The sequence below is a fragment of the Pseudovibrio sp. Alg231-02 genome (genome assembly GCF_900143565.1).
Taxonomy (GTDB): domain Bacteria; phylum Pseudomonadota; class Alphaproteobacteria; order Rhizobiales; family Stappiaceae; genus Pseudovibrio.
The window spans coordinates 238541-260121 of record NZ_FREX01000004.1; the positions used below are offsets into that span (position 1 = coordinate 238541).

General features: G+C 53.2%; 16 protein-coding genes. 13 read left to right on the forward strand and 3 right to left on the reverse strand.

The annotated features are described in order from the left end of the window. Positions 1-223 precede the first annotated feature (223 nt). The 5 genes from DHN43_RS13495 to DHN43_RS13515 are packed head-to-tail and all read left to right on the forward strand — an operon-like array spanning position 224 to position 7068. Complete coding sequence (locus DHN43_RS13495; protein WP_057462437.1) at positions 224-949, forward strand: IclR family transcriptional regulator; 726 nt, start codon at positions 224-226, stop codon at positions 947-949. Positions 950-952: 3 nt separating this feature from the next. Continuing rightward, positions 953-2020 (forward strand): Gfo/Idh/MocA family protein, encoded by a 1068-nt coding sequence (locus DHN43_RS13500; RefSeq protein WP_108818926.1) that lies wholly within the window; start codon positions 953-955, stop codon positions 2018-2020. A gap of 16 nt (positions 2021-2036) precedes the next feature. After that, a complete protein-coding gene (locus tag DHN43_RS13505) occupies positions 2037-3911 on the forward strand; it encodes a thiamine pyrophosphate-binding protein (protein WP_108818927.1) in 1875 nt (624 codons plus the stop codon). Positions 3912-3913: 2 nt separating this feature from the next. Continuing rightward, positions 3914-5362, forward strand: coding sequence for an NAD-dependent succinate-semialdehyde dehydrogenase (locus DHN43_RS13510; protein ID WP_108818928.1), 1449 nt, complete (start codon positions 3914-3916; stop codon positions 5360-5362). Then, entirely contained in the window at positions 5362-7068 is a 1707-nt protein-coding gene (locus DHN43_RS13515; RefSeq protein WP_108818929.1) for a dihydroxy-acid dehydratase, read from the forward strand. The genes DHN43_RS13510 and DHN43_RS13515 overlap by 1 nt, the downstream gene beginning before the upstream one ends. A gap of 55 nt (positions 7069-7123) precedes the next feature. Here DHN43_RS13515 and DHN43_RS13520 read toward each other — a convergent pair whose 3' ends face one another. Together DHN43_RS13520 and DHN43_RS13525 are read right to left on the reverse strand one after the other, a co-directional pair. Continuing rightward, a complete protein-coding gene (locus tag DHN43_RS13520; RefSeq protein WP_108818930.1) occupies positions 7124-8224 on the reverse strand; it encodes a TIGR03032 family protein in 1101 nt (366 codons plus the stop codon). A 99-nt stretch (positions 8225-8323) separates the two neighbouring features. Next, a complete protein-coding gene (locus DHN43_RS13525; RefSeq protein ID WP_208995405.1) occupies positions 8324-11050 on the reverse strand; it encodes an autotransporter outer membrane beta-barrel domain-containing protein in 2727 nt (908 codons plus the stop codon). A 547-nt stretch (positions 11051-11597) separates the two neighbouring features. Here DHN43_RS13525 and DHN43_RS13530 point away from each other — a divergent pair. The 8 genes from DHN43_RS13530 to DHN43_RS13565 all read left to right on the forward strand — a co-directional run bounded on the left by DHN43_RS13530 (position 11598) and on the right by DHN43_RS13565 (position 20296). Beyond that, positions 11598-12614, forward strand: coding sequence for a cytochrome-c peroxidase (locus tag DHN43_RS13530; protein WP_199914807.1), 1017 nt, complete (start codon positions 11598-11600; stop codon positions 12612-12614). Between the two features lie 11 nt (positions 12615-12625). Beyond that, entirely contained in the window at positions 12626-14305 is a 1680-nt protein-coding gene (locus tag DHN43_RS13535) for a methyl-accepting chemotaxis protein (protein ID WP_108818932.1), read from the forward strand. 287 nt (positions 14306-14592) lie between these two features. Then, positions 14593-15657 (forward strand): cell division protein ZipA C-terminal FtsZ-binding domain-containing protein, encoded by a 1065-nt coding sequence (locus DHN43_RS13540; protein ID WP_108818933.1) that lies wholly within the window; start codon positions 14593-14595, stop codon positions 15655-15657. Between the two features lie 172 nt (positions 15658-15829). Then, on the forward strand, positions 15830-17059 hold the full coding sequence (locus tag DHN43_RS13545; RefSeq protein WP_108818934.1) for an HlyD family efflux transporter periplasmic adaptor subunit: 1230 nt from the start codon (positions 15830-15832) through the stop codon (positions 17057-17059). Beyond that, positions 17056-18231, forward strand: coding sequence for an FtsX-like permease family protein (locus tag DHN43_RS13550; protein WP_108818935.1), 1176 nt, complete (start codon positions 17056-17058; stop codon positions 18229-18231). The genes DHN43_RS13545 and DHN43_RS13550 overlap by 4 nt, the downstream gene beginning before the upstream one ends. 9 nt (positions 18232-18240) lie before the next feature. After that, positions 18241-18960: an ATP-binding cassette domain-containing protein gene (locus DHN43_RS13555; protein ID WP_244306739.1), complete on the forward strand. Its 720-nt coding sequence runs from the start codon at positions 18241-18243 to the stop codon at positions 18958-18960. A 266-nt stretch (positions 18961-19226) separates the two neighbouring features. After that, a complete protein-coding gene (locus DHN43_RS13560) occupies positions 19227-19688 on the forward strand; it encodes a c-type cytochrome (protein ID WP_108818937.1) in 462 nt (153 codons plus the stop codon). Between the two features lie 2 nt (positions 19689-19690). Then, positions 19691-20296 (forward strand): cytochrome b/b6 domain-containing protein, encoded by a 606-nt coding sequence (locus DHN43_RS13565; protein ID WP_108818938.1) that lies wholly within the window; start codon positions 19691-19693, stop codon positions 20294-20296. A 52-nt stretch (positions 20297-20348) separates the two neighbouring features. Here DHN43_RS13565 and DHN43_RS13570 read toward each other — a convergent pair whose 3' ends face one another. Beyond that, positions 20349-21440, reverse strand: a complete 1092-nt coding sequence (locus tag DHN43_RS13570; protein ID WP_108818939.1) for a DUF2235 domain-containing protein — start codon at positions 21438-21440, stop codon at positions 20349-20351. Between the last annotated feature and the right edge of the window lie 141 nt (positions 21441-21581).

Below are 21581 nucleotides of genomic sequence, written 5' to 3' on the forward strand. Positions count from 1 at the left end.
GTTGCCTTATGTGCAACAAAACTGAATATACGCCCCATTTCGCCGTGCATTTCGGTAAATGTCAAGCCTATTTTGTACAAAAATACGTATACCGCCTCTTGCACTCCTGTAAAACCTGTGTCAATTCTGAGTCCAGATGCTGGAAATTTGTTGCCCTATGTTTAACTTCATGTAATTAGTTGTCCATATTTCAACTTTTCCAGTGTGTGAATGGAGATTGACGTTGCGCCTTTTACAATCGCTATCCCGTGGACTTCAGACGCTCGACTATCTTGCCCAGCAGGCCAAACCGCTGCGGCTTACGGATATCGCGAGTTACCTTGGTGTCGACAAGTCCAATGCGACGCATATTCTGCGTACTTTGGTTGCATGCGGTTACGCAACGCAAGGCACTGACAGGCGTTACGCGGCAAGCGAGAAAATGACAGGTTCTCAAGGGTCTGGGCCAACGGCTGAGGCAATTGTAGCAGTTCGCCAGCAGTGGCAGCCTATCCTGAAGCAGCTCACCCGCGAGACGGGCGAATGCTCACACATGGCTGTGCTGGCCAGTTCTCAGGTCTGGTATGTGGATAAAATCGATTCTGAGCTTCCGCTCAAGGTCGACCATCCCATCGGGTCGTTAGGGCCGTTGCACTGCACCGCTCTTGGCAAGGCTTTTCTGGCGTTTGGTGATGCACAGGCAGAGCAGGAGCTGAAGCAATTCACCCCTGTGACCCTGACGGACCACACCGCCCTTGCAGCAGAAATCTCCAAAAGCAGAGATCGCGGCTACGCGATTGACGACGAAGAATTTACCTCCGGCATCCGCTGCGTAGCGGGACCGGTTTTTGATGAGCATGGGGTGATGATCGCCGCGATCGGCGTTTCAGGACCGACAGTTCGAATTGATGACAAGCGCTTTGAGGAGCTTGGTGCGCTTGTTCAGAAAATGTGTTTTATGAGGGAGTAAAGGATGGGGAACCAGCCGGTTCGCGTTGCCATTCTGGGCACAGGTCGTATTTCGGATTTGCATGCCATTGAGTATAAGCAGAACCCGAAGGGCAAGATTGTTGCCTTGTGTGATCAAAACGTAAAACAGGCCCAGTCTCAGGCAGAGGCATGGGGCGTTGATGACCCGTTCATCAGCGATGATTACAGAGAGATTCTGGCCCGTCCGGATGTCGATCTGGTAGAGATTCTGCTGCCACACCACTTGCACCTGCAAGCCGCACTGGATGCCATCGCAGCTGGCAAGATGGTTTCGCTTCAAAAGCCCATGTGTATGAACATGGAGCAGGCTGACATCCTTGTTGAAGCCGCAGAAAGCTATGACCGCCCTTTTAAGATCTTCGAAAACTTCATCTTCCATCCCCCAGTGCTGAAAGCCAAAGAGCTGGTGGATGCAGGCGCGATTGGAGACCCGATTTCCATCCGCATCAAATCCAACCCGGGCAAGAGTAAAACCGCCTGGAAAGTGCCTGCTGCTGCCAACGCATGGCGGCAGATGAAGGACATGGCAGGTGGCGGCCCGCTGGTGTTTGACGACGGGCACCACAAGTTCGCGCTCGCTTGGCATTTTATGGGCATGCCGTCTGACGTGCACGCCTTTATCGGTCAGACCGAAGTGTTCAAAGGCATCTATCTGGATGCTCCGTCCATGGTGTCCTTCCGGTTCCCCGGTAACAAGATCGGCAATCTGGAGGTGGTTTACTCTCCGGAGCTGGAAATCGCGACCAAGCATTACGCGCAGGATGACCGGGTTGAGATCACAGGAACGCAAGGCGTCCTCTGGATCAACTGCGGCCACGGCTCCATTGGCAACCCTGCACCACTGATTCATTACCGCGAAGGCAACGTCACCGAGTACCGCGATATCTATGCGGGCTGGGAGCAAAGCTTCGTCAACTCCACACGCCACTACCTTGATGCAATCACAGAAGGTGGTGACCCGATCCTGACAGCACGGCAGGGCCGTGATGTTCTCAAGTTTGCGCTGGCGGCAGAAGACTCTGCACGTACTGGCCAGACGATCAGCTTCTAAGCGGCGAGGTACAGAGATGTCTTTATCTGTTCCAGGCAGCATGCAAGAGCGCGCCAATTGGCTTCAAGCCCAGGGCGGACTTGAAGCTGCCATCGCTGCAGGCCATTTCGCTGAGCAAGTAACCATGACGCTGTCTGAGGCTCTGGTTCTGGGCCTGATGCGTCAGGGCGTCACCAAGTATCTGGCAATCTTCGGCCACGGTTCTACCGAGCTGGGCGAAGTGCTGCGCGTTTATGAAGATGCCGGCCTTGTGCGTACATGGCAGTTTCGCAATGAGGTGGAAATGGCCCATGCAGGCACGGCCCTGCGCTGGGTGTATGGCGAGGTTTGTGCGGTCGTGACCTCCATTGGTCCCGGTGCGTTGCAAGCCATGGCAGGCTCTTTAGCTGCCGCCTCCAACGGCATTGGCCTCTATCACATCTATGGTGATGAGACGACTTTTGGCGAAGGCTACAACATGCAGCAGGTGCCAAAGCCACAGCAGGGTCTGTTCCAGCAGATCACGTCAGCCATGTCTCAGGCCTACACACTGCACACGCCAGAAGCGCTGCGCAATGCTCTGCGCATGGGTGCCAGCTGCGTCTATCATCCGTTCAAGGCAGCCCCGTTCTACCTAAACCTGCCACTCAACACCCAACCACAAAAACTGGATATCCGGCTGGACAGTCTGCCGACTGTTCCAACCTACGAGCCAACCATTCCAGCCGTAGACCACAACTTGCTGGAAGCGGTGGAGCTTCTAAAGTCCACCAGCAAGATCGCCATCAAAGCGGGCGGCGGCTCCCGTCCGTTCGCTGAGGGACTTCGCGCCCTTGCCGAAGCCTCTGGTGCAGTGGTGGTGGAATCTCCGGGCTCTCTGGGCATCCTGCCGGATTCGCATCCGCAGAACATGCATGTGGGTGGCTCCAAAGGGTCCATCAGCGGCAATCACGCCATGCAGGAAGCGGAGCTTCTGGTCGCCATCGGCTCGCGCGCTGTGTGCCAGAGTGACTGCTCCGGTATGGGCTGGCCAAAGGCAAAACACGTCATCAACATCAACGCCGATCCGATGGATGTGCAGCACTATGCCCAGACCACGGCATTGAACGGAGACATTGGCGAGGTGGTGAAGCTTCTGCTTGCTGAGCTCGCAAAAGGTGGTGTCGCCAACAAAGCGGACTGGCTGAAAGACTGTGCTGCAAAGAAAAGCGAATGGACTGCCTTTAAGGCAGATCGCTATGCAGCAGGGCGGGTGAGTGACCCCATGTGGGGGCAAGGGGTCCTCACCCAGCCGCAAGCCATCAAAGCCGCTTCTGACTTTTGCAAAAAACACAGTGCCATCAAGCTTTTCGACGCGGGCGACGTGCAGGCCAATGGCTTTCAGGTGGTGGAAGATGACCGCGTCGGCGAAACCATCACCGAAACCGGAGCCTCTTATATGGGCTTTGCCGTTTCTGCACTTATCGCAGGCGGCGTGGCGGACAATGGCAAATACTCTGTCGCATTTACCGGTGACGGCTCCTTCATGATGAACCCACAAGTGCTGATCGACGGTGTAGAGCACGGCGTGCATGGCACCGTTTTAATCTTCGACAACCGCCGCATGGCTGCCATCAGCCACCTTCAGCTTGCTCAGTACGGCAAGGATTACCGCACCAATGACGGTGTGGCTGTCGATTACATCGCCATGGCAAACGCTGTGGAAGGTGTGCTTGCGCTTTCTGGCGGAAACAGCGCGGAAGACCTGAATGAAGCACTGGAAAAAGCCAGAGCCCACGAAGGTCTCAGCGTGGTGCACGTGCCGGTTTATTACGGAGAAGATCCGGCGGGTGGCATGGGCGCTTATGGCAATTGGAACGTTGGCAACTGGTGCGATGACGTTCAGGACAAATATTTGGAAATGAGCATTTAATCATGACAGATGCGAAGCTTCTTATCGGCGGAGAGTGGGCGCCAGCCAGCAACGGCGAAACCCGCGATGTACATAGCCCAGTCACTGGCAAAGTGATCGGCACCATTGCCGCTGCAAGTGCAGACGACATTGCCAGCGCTTTGAAACTGGCAAAAGACACCTTCCCGAAATGGGCCGCGGTTCCGGCATGGGAGCGCGCCAAGGTGCTGCGCAAGGCTGCTGACCTGATCCGCGAACGGACGCAGGACATTGCCCATGTAATGTCCCTTGAAACCGGCAAACCACTGGCAGAGGCCATTGGTGAGACCGGAGCAGCAGCAGACCAGTTTGAATGGCAGGCAGAAGAAGCCAAGCGCATCTATGGTCAAACCATTCCGGGTCGCAATGCTGATGAACGCCTGACTGTAAACTACCAGCCAGTCGGTCCATCTCTGGCGCTTTCCGCCTGGAACTTCCCAGCCTTGCTGCCCGCCCGCAAAATTGCGGCAGCATTGGCAGCTGGTTGTTCTGTCATTGCCCGTCCAGCCTCTGAAGCGGCTGGCCCATGCTTTGCCATAGGGCAGGCCCTGATGGACGCTGGCCTGATGCCGGGGGCTCTGGCTATTTTGACTGGCGACAGCCGCACGCTGGCTCCAGCGCTGATCAATGCGCCTGAAATCCGCAAGGTGTCGCTGACCGGCTCTGTGCCCGTGGGCAAAGACGTGATGCGGCAGTGCGCGGATGGCATGAAGAAAGTCACCATGGAGCTGGGCGGTCATGCCCCTGTGGTCATCCATAAGGACTTTGACCCGATTGCAGCAGCCCAGAAACTGGCAGCCACCAAATTCCGCAACTGCGGACAGGTTTGCATATCCCCAAGCCGCTTTTACGTGCACTCTTCCATCGCGAAGGAGTTCGCCGAAGAGTTCGCCCGCTATGCCAAATCTCTCGTGGTTGGTGATGGATTGGAAGACGGTGTCAACACCGGACCACTTATCCGCCAGCGCGCGGTAGACCATGCATTGCGGCTGACAGAGAATGCTATAGCAAAAGGGGCTGACCTGCTGGCAGGAGGTAAGCAGCCGGAAAACCTGCCCGATGGCAGCTTTCTTGAGCCGACGGTTCTGATGAACGTGCCGGACGATGCCGCGATCATGATTGAGGAGCCTTTCGCTCCGGTCGCCCCGATCTCCACCTTTGATGATGTGGAAGACGTAATTGAACGGGCCAACAACACCCCGTTTGGTCTGGCAGCCTACGTGTTTTCTTACGACAGCGCTTTGGCACTCAAAACCGCTGATCGACTGGAAGCTGGCATGGTTGGCATCAACGAGACGCTCCTTGCAACTGCAGAAGCACCGTTTGGCGGCAACAAGGAAAGTGGCTTTGGCCGTGAGGGTGGTTCGCTCGGCATCATGGATTACCTCGTTCCGAAATACACCCGCCACCTGCTAATCTCCCGAGAGATCTGATGAGCAAAAAAGTACAGGGGCTGGAAAACGGCCTGACAAACTATGGCGACAAGGGCTTTGCCCGCTATTTGCGCCGTTCCTTCGCCAAGTCCATGGGCTACACGGATGCAAGTCTGGACAAGCCAATCGTCGGCATCTGTTACACCGAGAGCGGGTTCAACAACTGCCATAGACATTTCCCCGAGATGCTGGAAGCCATCAAACGCGGCGTGCTGGCCTCCGGCGCTCTGCCGGTGCCGTTCCCGATCATGTCTCTGGGTGAGGTGTTCCTGAGCCCAACCTCCATGGTCTATCGCAACCTGATGGCCATGGCCGTGGAGGAAATGATCACCGCACAGCCGATGGACTCCGTTGTGTTGATGGGTGGCTGTGACAAGACCGTTCCGGCCCTGCTGATGGGCGCAGCTTCCGCTGGCAAACCGGCAACCATGGTTGTGGCTGGCCCGATGATGACAGGTCGTCACAAAGGCGAGCGCCTCGGCGCTTGCACCGACTGCCGCCGTTTTTGGGCGCAATACCGCGCAGGCACCGTGGATGAGCCCGAGATCAACCAGATTGAAAGCCGATTGGCGACCACTGCAGGCACCTGCGCGGTGATGGGCACCGCCAGCTCCATGGCCGTTATTGCCGAAATCCTTGGCATGATCCTTCCTGGCTCAGCTGGCATCCCGGCAGTGCATGCCGACCGTCTGCGTAATTCAGAGGAAACTGGTGTTGTCGCGGCCAAAATGGCACTTTCAGAAAACGCTCTGACACCAGACAAAATCATGACCCGTGAAGCGGTCGAGAACGCTCTGCGCGTATTACTCGCCGTTTCCGGCTCTACCAACGCAATCATCCACCTGACGGCAGTTGCCGGACGTCTTGGCATCGACATTTCACTGAACCGAATGAACCAGCTTTCCGATGAGACACCTGTGGTGGTGGACCTGAAGCCGGTTGGTCAGGGGTATATGGAAGATTTCCATTCCGCTGGCGGTCTGGATGGTGTTCTGGACGCGATCAAAGACAAAGTGCACCGCAGCCCAATCAACATTGAAGGCGTGAGCCTAGGGGATCGTCTGGATGCACCAAAGGCTGATCCGTTTGACCACAACGTGATCCGCAAAGCAGACAATCCGGTAGACCCGCAAGGCGGCCTGATCGCGCTGAGCGGCTCACTGGCACCAGATGGCGCAATCCTGAAACGTGCTGCCGCAACGCCTGAATTGCTGGAGCATGAAGGCAGGGCGGTTGTGTTTACGTCTCTGGAAGACCTAGCCAATCGCATTGACGACCCTGATCTGGACATCAACGCAGATGACGTCATGGTGTTGCAAAACGCAGGCCCGCGCAGTCCATCTGGCATGCCGGAAGCAGGCTATCTGCCAATCCCGAAGAAGCTGGCTCGTGATGGAGTGAAGGATATGGTCCGTATTTCCGATGCCCGCATGAGCGGCACAGCCTTCGGTACCATCGTGCTGCATGTAACGCCGGAGGCAGATTTGGGCGGGCCGCTAGCATTGGTACAAAACGGCGATCGCGTTCGCCTCTCTGCCAAGGCCAAAAGCATCGACCTGTTGGTTTCAGAGGAAGAATTGGAACGTCGCCGCGCGGTCTTCACCTCACCAAACCCGGAACCAGCCCGCGGCTATAAGCAGCTTTACCACAACACGGTTTTGCCAGCGACCAAGGGATGCGATTTCGACTTTTTACAGAAGGTCTGAGCACATTTATACACGCGAGTGGGCAGGGTTTCTCTGCTCACTCCTCAGCGCTGAGTCACGCAATTTCAGCTTGTTTTGAAGCGCTGGCGATTGTGCGCAGATTACTCATTTCTGAGGAGGTTGGAGACGCACCAGACGGCAGGCGAACTCCCGGCAAAGTGCACACATCTAACATCTCTTTCACCACACCTCTGAACCGGATCCACTCCACCACATCTCCTGTGGCAAGGTTGATGACCTGCACTCCGCACCATGGGTCCGCATCGCGTTTCTTCAATTCCTCATCCAACGGCAGGCCTTTGAATGAACCGTCACGCGGCAAGGAGAGGCCAACGATGGCGTGATTGTTGTGAAACGCCAGTCCGCGTGCGAACCCCGGCAGGAAACAACGCGGCTGAAAGGTGCCACTGGCAAGATCAATAGTACCAAGATAGCCCGTGCCTGAGTTAACCACCCACAGCTCACCCTTATGCCAACGCGGTGAGTGCGGCATGGAGAGTTTTTCGGTAATGACCTCATTGCTGGCAATATCGATCAGGCAGCCGCCTTCCTCCCGGCGATCCCGCCACCCGTTGATCACATCAGCCCGGCTGACCATGGTTACATAGGCTGGCTTACCATTCCTAAGCGCAATGCCATTCAGATGACATCGATCCTCAGCAGCGTATTTGGAGATGAAATCAGGGGTCCACCAAGGGGCAAACGAGTGGATGGGATGCAAGGTTGAGAGACAGGAGTACATGGTGTTTGCAAAGACGATACTGCCATCGTCCAGGGCCACGATGTCATGAATGTCCAGATCCCCCGTCGTATGCGCAACGCGAGGCACATAATACTTATCCGCATCTCCCACACGCTGGTCTTGTTCCAGAATGTTCTCAAACCGGATCACTTGATTGGCTGTGCCGAGGATCAATCGTTGCGGTTCTGCCCAAAGGCCCATGGCACGGCCCGTGCCGATGGCATGAAAATGAATACCGCCACTGGGTTTGACGCCAACCAGAAATAACTGCCCTGTTTGATAGGAGGAAATGGCAAGCGAGACCTGATTGGTGCTGAGCCAGATCGCCATGCCACGAGAACACGAGATATCGTTAGGCTCCAACCGCGCCACTGGCTCTGCATTTTGCGCAGGGTTGTGTGTTGAACCAGCCATCTCATCCCCTTTTAGATTACGCTTGTAACAATCTGGGACTATAGGCCCATCTCGCAGGAGGGGCCTCAGCGAGTTATGAGGGTTCGATATCTATGAGGCTTAGAATTTGATCGTAAAATCTAACTCGATGACATGAATGGTCGCGTTGTCACCAAACTGGCCATTGTATTCTGCATTTACAAAAAGGTTGTCAGCAGCGCGGGCATCAAGGCCAACTTCCAGCTCAAATGCATCCTGCGAGATTGGTGCCCCATCCACTCCAAAGGCAGTGCTGCCCGCAAAGGCCAGCAAGGCAGAAGGATCAACATCTCCATAGGCGTGGCGCCAGCTGAGGGCTGCATTGACGTTGAACAAGTCATAGACGTTATAAGCACCCCGCACACCCAGATTGGTGAAGGTGCTATCAAAACTGCCGCCTTGTTTCGTCAAGGCCGCTGTTCCGCCATTCTCCGCAAAGCCGTCTGTGTGTACGTCGATATAGGAAACACCAAGGAAAGGCTCAAATGCGAACGCCTCCATAACAGGAAACTCATAGTTGGCTTCAGCATAAAACTGCCAACCACGGCCTTTATAGCTGCTGTACTCACGCTCGTTGATGGTCGAGAAGTCCACCGTTCGCGACCCTTCAAGGAAGTGCCAGTTGTAAATACCCGCCAGAACAAAACCGATATCTTTGGCCACCGTCTCTCCATAGATGCCGATGGACCATGTTGTCGCGGAGCCGCTGGAGGAGCGCGCATCTTGCTTCACGTTGGTGCGGCCATAACCACCCAGAACACCTGCAAGCGTTTCCTCGGCAAATTCCCGGTCATACCCAAAGAGTAAACCGCCCAGACTGTTGTCCAATGACGCGGTATCACTGGTTCCAAACGTGTTGGACCATGCCCCGTAACCAATGCCCCAGAAGTCGTTTCGGCGATCTTCTTCCGGCTCTGTGGGATCTTCCGGAGCAAGCGCCGCTGTCACGGAACCAAGTGAGGCGTCTGCATTGCGGATACGGTTGTTGATCAAGGCCATCCGGCGGTAATTGTTCTCAACCAAGGCTCCCTGAATGGAGGCATAGATTTCACCGGAAAGATCATCATAGGCCGCCCGCGCCTCAGCTCCATTGGAAAGCCCAAGTATTGCCTGTGGGAGGGGTGCAGAAAGTGGCAAGCTGTCCAAGCCAACACACGCTGCCGAGCGTTGGTTTTCCGTATCAGCCAAACCGCAGAAGTTGCTGGCAAGTTCTGCCGCGCTGAGTGTGACCGTGGTTGCGCCGTAGTTCAACGTCCAGTCAATGAACAAGGTATCTTCCACACTGTCAAACGTTCCAGTGATACCGCCAGCCGCATCAACAATGGTAAAGGTACCAACAGGTGCAAACGTTGCTCCGCTGGTTCGCACTACACCGCCATTCAACGTGCCATCACCGGAAACATCCAATGTATCGCTTGCAGTCATTCCCGCATTGAACGTGACGATATAGGTCCCATTGGCATCATTTTGGAAGTCACCTGTGATATCTGTTTCCTGAACAACATCATCTCCCCCTGGAGAGAGAATACCGGTGTTGGTGAGTAAATTACCTGCACCCAGAATGACCTCATCCCCTGAGTTAAACCTTGCTCCACTCAGGTTGTTGAACGCGTTGGTGCCCGCATCTAAGTCGATGCCATTGGTTGACGTGAGCGTGCCAGAGTTGTTGATCGTGTCATCCCCAGTCCCGCCTTTAATGTCGTCAACAACGCCTGAAATTGCGTTGGTACCAGTCAGGGTAAACGTCGTGTCACCGACTGTCTGAATGTTAATGCCAAACGATTGTGCATTGATGGTGCTGTCTGTCAGGTTAACCTGAAAACTATTCGCCGGATTATTTCCGTCGGCAACCAATATCCCATCCGAGTTTGTACCATTAGCGTTGATCGTTCCGCTGTGTGTTACAGTCGCGGTGTTCTCGGAGTACACCATGATACCATGCGCAGCGTTACCACCTGTGGTGATGGTACCATTTTGGTCGATCGTAACCGCTCCAACGCCACGAGCACGAGCAAAAATACCATGCGAGCCGATACCGGATGTGGTCAACGTTCCAACATGCGTGATGCCAACATCTCCCGTCCCATCAGATCGTGCAAACAAGGCTGTACTTGATCCGTCCGTTGTGTCGACATTACCGGTCTGCGTGATGGTTATGGCACCTGTACTGCCACCTTGCGTGGTCGCATAGATCCCTTGAGCATAGTAATTGCCAGTATTGTTGATATCACCGGTATGGGTGATCGTGATCTCTTCAGACAAAACGACTTCAATGCCTCGGCTGTAATAGCCATCCGTTGTAATATCACCGGTATGTGTGATTGTTACTACATCAGCGTTCCTCACCTCAACACCAGAGGCGTATTGGCTTATTGTCTGAATACCACCATTGTGCGTGATGGAGACATCACCAGCAACAGGCTCTACCTCAATCGCGTTCCGGCCATCTGTCGAGATGATAAAATCACCTGTATCACTGTTGATCGTGATATCGCCGTTGGATTCAAACAGAATACCTGGAAGAAAAAAGGAGGGTGTGATGTTTGTCGTTACGTTTTCGATGATCAGATTAGTGTAAGTTCCGCCTGCTCCCCCATCGATATCAACCCCAACCGACAAGTCACCTGAACAGGTCACCGTCGATCCATTGATAGAGCACTGGGGTTGAGGCGACACAGATTGTGCGCGAGCTGGCATGATTGCCACGCTCGGCAACACAATGATGGCCGTAGATAGAAGAAGAGATTGATAGAGACCGCCGGTGTTCAACATCCGTGCAGGTCTGAAAGATGTGACAACGCCGCTCATTTAAAACCTCAAACTTTAGAAACTAAAACAACAAAATCTCTCGAGATACGCCGAATACAGTTCCAACTTCATCAAACGAAGCGCACGTATGTCAGATAGATATGCATTTAAGAAACTCTACCGCTACGAGACCATTCTAAGTAAATCTAAAAAATGATTCTAAGATCAAATAAAAGATAAATATAAGTTGCTCAGACCCCAAGAAATTACAATCTTTAATATTGAGATACCTGGTTTAATTGAGTTTAAATAACATGGCAGAACCAAAGCTCTCACTATTTTGACTTGTAAAACTTGCAAATTAATTATGTACCACACACATCAAAAGCAACTCGATGCAGCCGCAAAATCAGTTCAATACAAATTTTGCAGACAATCAATGCTTCGTAACTCTCTGTAGAAGCGCAGTTTTCATCGTAACAGTGGAAAGTCATCTGATCTCACATCACATATCAGTGAAGGTGCCTAATCAAAACAATCGATAAGGCATTCGTTAACTCCTCTTCAGCTAGGGGATCTCCCTTATATTTGCTTGGGGGAGAGCATCATGTCATTTCTAAGAAGAGTTGTAGGCCATGTGTCTGCTGCCATTGTATTGGGGCTGACCTCATTTCCTCTGAGTGCTGCAGACATCAACTCACTCAAAGAGCAATATCGCAGACCGCTGGAGATCCCGTTTCCAGAGAGCGCGCCGTATTCTCCGCAGATGGCGACCCTCGGCAAGATGCTGTTCTTCGATCCGCGCTTGTCTGGCAATAAAAACATCAACTGCGTCAGCTGCCATAACCCATCTTTTGGCTACGAGGTGCCTGTTCCGACCGCCGTTGGGTCTGCCAACACCTTGCTTGGGCGTCAAGCTCCAACAATCCTCAACGCCGCGTGGGTTGCTCCAATGTTTTGGGATGGCCGTGCCGAGACGTTGGAAGAGCAGGCCGCCGGGCCTATCACCAACCCGGAAGAGATGGACGGCAAGTTTGAAGCCATCGTCGAAATCCTGGATGAGATTCCCGGTTACAACAAATGGTTTGGCCTCGTCTTCCCGCATGATGGCATCACACGCGATACTGTGCTGACCGCAATCAGCACGTATGAGCGCACGGTTGTTTCTGGCTGGTCCCCGTTTGACCGCTGGGTTGAGGGTGACGAGGGCGCGATCTCAACCTCTGCGAAACGCGGGTTTGAGCTGTTTAACGGCAAAGGCAATTGCGCGCCTTGCCATACAGGATGGAACTTCACCGACAACAAGTTTCACGACATTGGCACACCGACAGAAGACATTGGCCGCGGGCTTTATGAGGAAGATAATCCCAAAGCTCAGTTTGCTTTCAAAACTCCGGGCCTGCGCAACCTGACCTACCGTGCGCCATTCACTCACAATGGCAGCATTCCTGATCTGGAAACCATGATCGCGCATTACAATGCTGGTGGCATTGAGCGTCCATCCCGATCCGAGCATGTGCACCCGCTTGACCTGTCTGAACGGGAAGTTCAGGACCTCAAGGCATTCCTTGTTTCGCTCACCGCCGAGCGGACTGAAACACCAATGCCAACGCTGCCAAACTAAGGACCGGATCCATGACTATTCGCAGTAAAATCTTCATTCCGATCCTGAGCCTCATCATCGTCGCTATGGCGCTGATGGCATTCCTCGTCTGGCAGGCAGCCGAAGGCCGTGAAAACCTTGGCCGTGTAACGCTGAAAGCGCTGGAAGCACAGCGCCTTTCCTTCACCATCGTCAACGACTTCGAACACGCTAAAGAAGTTGTCGATACGGCTCTGGCCATGACCACCTTCATTGAGCCCGAAGAGTTTCGCCGCGAGTTCAAAGACATCAACGCGTCTTTGGGTATGGACATTGAGGAGACGCTAGAGGTCGCGCTCAATAACGAAATGCGGCAGGCCGTTGTTTCAGCGCAGACCAGCTTTAAAAACTGGAGCAAAGACGCTGCCATTTTGCTGGGTGTTACTCCGTCGCGCATGATCCCGACCAAAGAGAAGATCGAGCGCCACAATCAGGCTCTTCGGGAGTCCATCAACGCAATTGTATCGTCAACCGTCACAGCCAGCCAGTCAGCTTTGGCGCAGGCCAATGCAGAGGCACGACGGCTGAACATCATCTCTCTCAGCTTTGCATTGATCGCTGGCCTTGGCGGACTTGGTTTTGCTCTCTGGCTCGCTAATAGCCTCAGCAAACCAATCGTTTCGCTCACTTCCAAGATGGATGAACTTGCCTCCGGCGCGGTTGATGTGGACCTCAATCTGGCTACCCGCAAAGACGAAATCGGCAAGATGCAGGATGCGGTCATGGTGTTCCGCGAAAACGCCATCGCCCGCCGCGAGTTGGAAGAACACGCAAAAACCGAACGCTCCCGCGAGCAATCTCGCCAACAGCAAAAAGAAGAGGTTGTCGAACAGTTCCGCGTGGTACTGGAACGCAATGTATCCATGCTCTCCAACCAGTCCATGGAAATGCGCAGCTCTTCTGAGCGCCTGTTCGATGTTGCTAATCAGGCAACTCAACAGGCCAACAGCGCGGGAGAAGCCTCTGCCAGCGCATCACAAAACGTAGAGACCGTTGCAGCGGCAGCAGAGGAGCTTTCTGTTTCCATTCAGAAGATTTCCAGCCAATCCACACGCGCCAATACGCTGGTAACATCCACTTCTCAAATCGCACAGACCACGGACAACGAAGTCATTGCACTTGCAAAGTCCGCTGAGCAGATTGGAACTGTCCTCAATCTCATTCGCGACATTGCCGAGCAAACCAACTTGCTGGCCCTCAACGCAACCATTGAAGCTGCGCGGGCAGGGGATGCAGGCAAAGGCTTTGCAGTGGTAGCAACAGAGGTGAAAACTCTGGCCAGCCAGACAGCACACGCCACCGAGGAGATCTCAGCGCAGATCAACGACATTCAGAGTTCAACCCGCAGCACCGTAGAAGCCATTGGCTCCATCACAACGGCGGTAAAAGAGATCAGCGAGCTGACATCCTCCATCTCTGACGCCGTTGAACAACAACAAATGGCTACCGCAGAAATTGCAGAGGCTGTTCAGGCTGCTTCCGACGGAACAGCACTAGCCGCCAGCAACGTTGTCTCCGTCAGCGGTGCAATCAACGAGACAACCACAGAAGCGGGAGCAGCCAACCAGTCCTCAGCCCTGCTGGAACAAGTCACCAACGACCTCTCCGCCGAAGTAGACACCTTCCTCACCCGCATCGCAGAAGAGGACACCCAGCTGGCAGTGAGAGCTTAAGCAAAGCGAATAAAACCTGAGCTGCGGTAACGGGCAGTTCAGGTGAAATCGCACTCTTCTCAGAGAAAGCGAAGACAGAAAAATCAACACGAAGTTTCGATTATTGAGTGCTACCGAGATATCTGACTGGCTATAATCTTATATTGACTGCGCAATTAGATGCCGCAAATACTGCCTAGAGTAGCTTGAACTAAATAGAGTTACTTTGTGAAACCTCTCCCCAACTACCATTCAACGAGATTTTCTTGATCTTGTGTTGGGCAGTATTTGAAGGAAGCTGAACCAAAATGATGAAGTTGCTGAGGAAACTATTTTCATCAAAGAACAAGAACATCCAGCAAACATCCTCAGATTTGAACATAGGTGATTTAGAAGTGGTTCCCGCCAGTTTATCTGGTGAGAGAGTCGAAAAAGCTATACCTGGAACCGCCAATCTTCCACGTATAATAGATCTGATCCCACCACCAATTACTCTGCCTCAGGAGTTAACCGGTCAACCTCTCGAAGACCAAAATATCGAACCAAACTGGAATATCGACATTATCTCTCGCTTCGAGGCCCGCGAAGTTTTTCTCTGTAAAGCTCTACGAAGTGCTCTCGAAGAAAACCCTCCCAGCTTAGAGCTGACACCCGAGTTTTATGTCGTGACACCGAAGGGCATAACAACATACTTAAGTTCTGCAGATGCACCAACTGAGGGGCGAGAGTTGATTGCCAACTGGTCCCCGCATCAGTTCTCCGAGACAAGCCCTGAGATCGTTCTAAAAGCGCAAGAGTCGCTGAGCTCATTTCTTACATCGTTGCCCTTTGGCTTTTCGTCCTCAAGTCTCAGCGAAGATTATATCCTTGAAAAATTCGAACGAGTTGAGACGATCAACAATCTGGCACCAGATTGTGTAAGCATTACCGCCTACCTTGATGCAAACCAGACTTTTGATGGCAAAGAGGTATGGAACCTATTGCACACAATGGGGTTCAAATGGGGGGATATGGATTGCTTCCAGTGGGAGGACCCGACAGGACAAACTGACTATCTAATCTGGATCGAACCGAATGACGGTAAGATAGGATATGTCCTACCGGAGTTGGTCGCATCAGGTGAGCAAAACTTTATTGAAGTAACCTTTAGCATCACGCCTCCACTGACCCCATCAGCTGTACATGTTTTTGATCAACTGATGCGAGCGGTCACAATGTTCCAAGAGAAAACGGGCTGTAACTTATCTGCACAAATTGATGATGAGCTCGCTGATAGCCCTGACGAACTAAGAGAAGCAGTCGTTGAACTTTGCGCGGAACTGGAAGAATTGAACTTGAAGACGGGATGCGACGAAATTAGCACCGTTCGATAAACTCGCTTTCGTTGGAATGATCAGATAGCTACGGTGTTACTCGAGCATCACCAATCGCACCCAAAACTCAAATTCCACCTGTGTTACAAATCCGTACAATTTTTGGGTTGCTTGATTTTCATATTAGAATATTAGAAAGTAATAATTAACAAGTCACAGCAGAGGTGGTCCTGTGACCCATCACAATGCGCCAAACGAAGATTTGCCTTTGGAAGATACGGGCATTTCGTCTATTTCGGGTAATGCTCGCAAGGGCTTGCCATTCAAGCGGATTATTCTGCTTGTTCCTGTCTTCATTGCTATCATGTTCACTGGTGGTGTCATGGGCATGTACTTCCAACCTGCTGGCCTACGCCTGTTTTATGAGATGACAGGGCTGGAACCGGGCGGCGGAAGCAATCAGAAAATTGCCGTTCCAATCAACACGACAGTGACCAAGGAAGACATCAAAGCGCTGGAAGCAGGCGCTGTGGTGGCACTTGGTAAGCTGATCCCGCGGGACGGCGTTTCAACCATAGCCTTGCCATTCGGAGCAGGGGATGCCCGCATTGCGGAGTTGCCAATCTCAGTCGGTGATTGGGTTGAGACAGGCACTGTGCTCGCCTTGTTGGACAATCGCCCTTCACTGGAAGCCAGTGTTGAGGCAGCCAAGGCGGAAATCGCGGTTTCTGAAGCTTCCCTCCGGCAGGTCCAGCTCTCTATCACAGCCAGTCAGGTGGAGAACGAAGCCGATCTTAACCGTTCCAAAACCAACGCGGATCTGTCACAGGCGGAACTGGAGCGCACCAAGTCTCTGTTTGCCCGCAAGGTGGTTACACAAGCTCAACTGGACCGCGCAGAAGCTGAAGCCGAAAGCGCTTTACTGGATGTAGCTCGCAAGGTGGCAACCCTGCAGCGTTACAGTGGTTCAGCCGATCTCTCTCAGGCGGATGTAGAACTCGCCAAACGCAAGTTACAATCTGCTGCAATCGCTTTGCGCACCGCTGAAGTAAACCTCGAAAAATCTGTTGTCCGTGCGCCGTTTGATGGCACCGTGCTGGATCTGCTGGTGCAACCCGGCGAGCGTCCATCTTCTGCAGGTCTCATTGAGTTTGGCAACACCCGCGAAATGACTGCGGAAATGGAGATTTACCAGAACCAGATTGGCCGTCTGAACATCGGCGATGCGGTCATCTTGCGGGCAGAAGCTTTGACGCAGGAGCTGCGCGGAACATTGACAGAGATCGGGCTGATCGTCGGACGACAAAACATCATTAGCGTAGACCCCGCCGCAAACACGGATGCCCGTGTGGTGACAGTTGTTGTGACGTTGGACGAGACATCATCTGAACTGGCGGCGAACCTCACCAACCTGGAAATCCTCGGATACTTTCAGCCAGCAAAGGATGAGGTAGCCAAGTGACCCGTTTTCTCACATGGGTGCTGGGCCGATTGCCCATTGGTTGGTTGCAGCTGACGCACAACAAAGGCCGCTTTGCCGCCGCGCTGGCTGGGGTGGCTTTTGCCAACGTGCTGGTGTTCGTGCAGCTCGGCATGATGGGGGCTCTGACTGGCTCCACTTTGCAGCCCTATGAGCTGTTTGAGGCGGACATTCTGATTTCCGCATCTGATGCCAAGTCTCTGACCGAAGGCGGCAATGTTGCTCGTGTGCACATGCTGCAAGCGCTGACCCTGCCGGAGGTCGCAGCAGCAGCTCCTGTTTACATTGCCAAGGTGGACTGGCGCGTACAGAAAGACCAGATCGCTGGTTTGCAATTGGTTGGGCTTCCCATAGAAGCCATTGATTTCATGGCTCCGGTCCTACGCCCACAGTTTTTGCAGTTGGCTTTGCCCGATACAGCACTGGTAGACCGCAAAACACGTGGTGGAACAGAGGAGTTTTTCAACTCACTTTCACCTGAAACACCCGCTGTGTTTGAAATGAACAACCGTCAGGTTAAGCTGATCGGCACCTTGCAGATTGGCGCTGGGTTCAGTGCAGATGGCAATTTGGTGATGTCTGACCAGAGCGTCTTGCGGCTCTCACCCTCCCGTAGTTCCGGAGCACCAGACCACATCTTATTGAAGGTGCAGGAAGGTGCTTCTGTTGAGCGGACAGTTGAACTGCTGAAGCAGGTATTGCCTACAGATACCTTGAAAATCCGCAGTTTCGCCAAAGCAGCATCCGACGAACAAGCCTACCAAACCTCAGAAAAGCCAGTGGGCATCATCTTCGGGTTTGGCACCATCATCGGCGTGCTGGTGGGCATCGTCATCGTATATCAGGTTCTCAGCACGGATGTGGCCGATCACCTGAAGGAGTATGCAACCTTCAAGGCGATGGGGTTTAGTGAAGGGTTCTTCCTCAGCATCATCTTTGAGGAAGCCATGGTCCTTGCGGTGCTTGGGTTCTTCCCCGGGGTGTTTGCTGCCATGGGCATTTACAAAATGCTGGCGTTAAAATCCGGTCTGCCGGTGGGGCTCACTCTGGCACGGGCGCTTATTGTCTTTCTCGGCACGTTGGCCGCCTGTGCGCTTTCTGGAACCATTGCAACGCGTCGATTGGCTCATGCTGATCCAGCTGACCTGTTCTAGGAGGCACAGATGATGTCATACACACCACATGCTCCAATCAGCGTCTCCGGTCTCAACCATTGGTTTGGCGAAGGAGAAGCCCGCAAACAAGCTATATTCGACGTTAACTTCGAGATCGAAAAAGGAAGTTTGACCGTGCTGATGGGGCCGTCCGGGTCCGGTAAAACCACGCTATTGACGCTCATGGGTTGCCTACGTGATGTACAGAAAGGCCAACTCGCCTTGCTGGGGCATGAACTGCACAGTGCAGACGAGACAATGAAGATCATGTTGCGGCGACGCCTTGGCTTTATCTTTCAGGCACATAACTTGCACGAAAGCCTGACAGCGACCCAGAACGTGCTGATGGGGTTGCAGGTTCACCAAAACGGCGTGAAGGCAACCGTTGATGCGGCACAGCAGGAGAAGGCTGCACGGCATATGCTCAGCATTCTGGGCCTGGAAGATCGCAGTGATTATCTGCCCGCCCACCTTTCCGGCGGACAAAAACAACGCGTTGCTATCGCGCGCGCACTGGTTTCCTCACCAGATATCATCTTTGCAGATGAGCCGACGGCTGCTCTGGACAAAGACACCGGGCTAACAGTGGTCAAGCTGCTCAAAGAACTGGGAGAGAAGCGCGGTATCACTACGGTGATGGTCACTCATGACAACCGTATCCTGCAATTGGCAGATCGTATTCTGACCATGGATGAGGGGCATCTGGTTGAGGAAGCTGTGCCTGCATGATCTCTCAAACGAATACATGTAGGTGCCCGTTACACCTTGCGACAAACTATTACAACATTCCCGTTGAAGCGAAAGTTGGCTCAACTATTCTAACCTCAAGCAAGCTCAAATCATTATTATACGGGTATATACATAACTAGAACAAGCAAAGACAAGAAATAGACAATGGCAGGCAATGCGACGCCAGAAGATTTATTTCAGATAGAACAATCAAAACAAAAACACCCCCATCAAATACTAGGCAATCACCAAACACGGAGAAATCCATGCGTAAACTATTGATCACTGCGCTGGTCGCTATGACTGCAACTTCAGCTTTTGCGGCAGACACAACCAAAGACGACGTCGTAGAAGCCCGCCGCGCTTACTTCACCCTGCTTGGGCATGATATGGGCGCTCTGGCAGCCATGGCAAAAGGCGAAGTTGAGTACAGTGCTGAAAAAGCAAAAGCGGCTTCTGGCAACATGATGACTGTTGCCAGCTACAATGCAGCTGGCCTGTACACTCCAGGCACATCCAACGCCGACCTGCCAGGCAAAACCCGCGCCCTTCCGGTGATCTGGGAAGACATGGCCGGCTATCAGGCCAAGGGAAAAGAATTCTATCAGGCACTTGTTGCATTGAATGATGTCGCTAGCGAAGGTCGTCCTGCATTGGGCAAAGCACTCGGCAAACTTGGCGGCACCTGCAAAGGCTGCCACAAAGAATTCCGCGCAAAGGACTTCTAAAGATGACGGTTGCGAGCACTGATCATTCCTTGGAAGCGCAGAAGAAAACAGGATCCTCTGTTTGGGACCTGCCACTGCGCCTGTTCCATTGGCTTTTCGCAGGCAGTGTTGCCGCCGCGTGGGGTTTGGGCAAGTTTGGGCCAGACGTGATGACGCTGCACTTCTGGTTTGGCTATGCAGTGCTCGCCCTCATTGCGTTCCGTCTGGTCTGGGGTTTCATTGGCTCAGAGACAGCTCGTTTCTCAAGCTTTGTTTACAGCCCCAAAACGTTGTTCTCCTACATCGCAAAACTGCCAAAACGGCAGGCAAGCAACTGGAAGGGACATAACCCGCTTGGCGGCCTGTTCGTTTTCCTTTTGCTTGGAGTGATTGGAGCGCAGGCGGCACTGGGACTGTTCGCAGATCCGGAGGACTACATCAATGTTGGGCCATTGGCCTCGTGGGCGGGGATAGACAGCGCCCGCACAGCATTGGCGTGGCATGGCATATTAGCCCGTGCAACGCTCATTCTGGTGGTTCTGCACGTGGCAGCGATCTTCTTCTACCGTTTGTGGAAGCGGGAAGATCTTGTCACCCCTATGATCACAGGCTATCGAAAAGCCAAGTGATCTTCGCAATAATCAAGCCGGGGCAGCAACATCTGCTCCGGCTTTTCTTTGCCTAAGAGGTTTCAGTTTCCCGTGCCTTAGCCGTCCGTTTGATCGGCGGCTCCTCAATCGGGTTATTTTCTATCATCCAGGGTTTGTAGCTGATCTCCGGATTGCTCGCCCGCTTAAGCACACTCGGATGAACGTGCGGCTGCCCGCGTTCTCGTGCGTTCAGATCTAACCGCGGCCACATTCTTCGCTTCACTTTGTAGATGTACTCAAAGATGCCTTCACGCGGATTGTGGATCGTGCCTGTCTCATCCGGATTCAACTTGGCAACCAGCGCTTTGCGACTGCTTTCATGAATGCGCAAGCCGTTCCGTTCTGCGTGCTCCAGCATCCAATTGAATGTGATGTCTGAAAGTCGGGAATCCTCATAACCACCGCCAACATCGGTGTGCACACCTGCAAACCAGGTTTGCTGCATGATCTGATTTGGCGCGGTACTCTCATTCCACAAAACAGGGTGAAACACTTCACGCTCATCATCAATGGATAGGGCGTGGTAAGCATTCTTCACGGCTGCAGGCAATGTCAGGTCATGGAACTCATGTTTGAAGCCGGGGAGTTTGTTGATGGCAGCAGAAAGAGGCTTCCATGGCAGGCCAAGCGCTGCGACCGTATCCCACACGCCGATAAACTCAACATCTGCCCACATATTGTGGTGCTTTTCGCGAAATTCCTGTGCTTTGGCTTTTCGCGCATGGCAATCACTGATCTGGTAAATCTTGTAGGCTTTGGCGATCAGTTCTGGTCGGGATTTGGGTAGGATGCCGAACATCTCGATGAAACCTGCAAGGCTGCGCACGGTGGTGGCGCCGCGGCTGAAGCCGAACAGATAGATCTTATCCTTGGCCTGATAATTCTCGAAGATGAACTGATAGCATTCCATCAGGTTCTTGCTGATGCCAAGCCCGGTGGCATTGCCCAGTAAACGCGTAACACGAGAGCGGTGCGCTTTCGTGCCCAATCCGCGATCATAAAACAGCACTTGCCGTTTGGTTCTGTTTTCGCAAATCCTGAAGAGCTTATAGACGTTCGTGTCCGGGCCTTCGCCGCCCTCCTGACCGGTTCCGTCTGAAAACACCACTATGTTCTTTGCCATGGCTTACCTCCCAAAACTGCAGTGTCACTTAAACTTAATCAGCAAACGCAGGTAAGTACAGCTTATGCGAGTATCTACACCTCATGCACCCCACACATTCTCATGAGTCAAACAAAAGAAACCCGGAGAGGGGGATCTCCG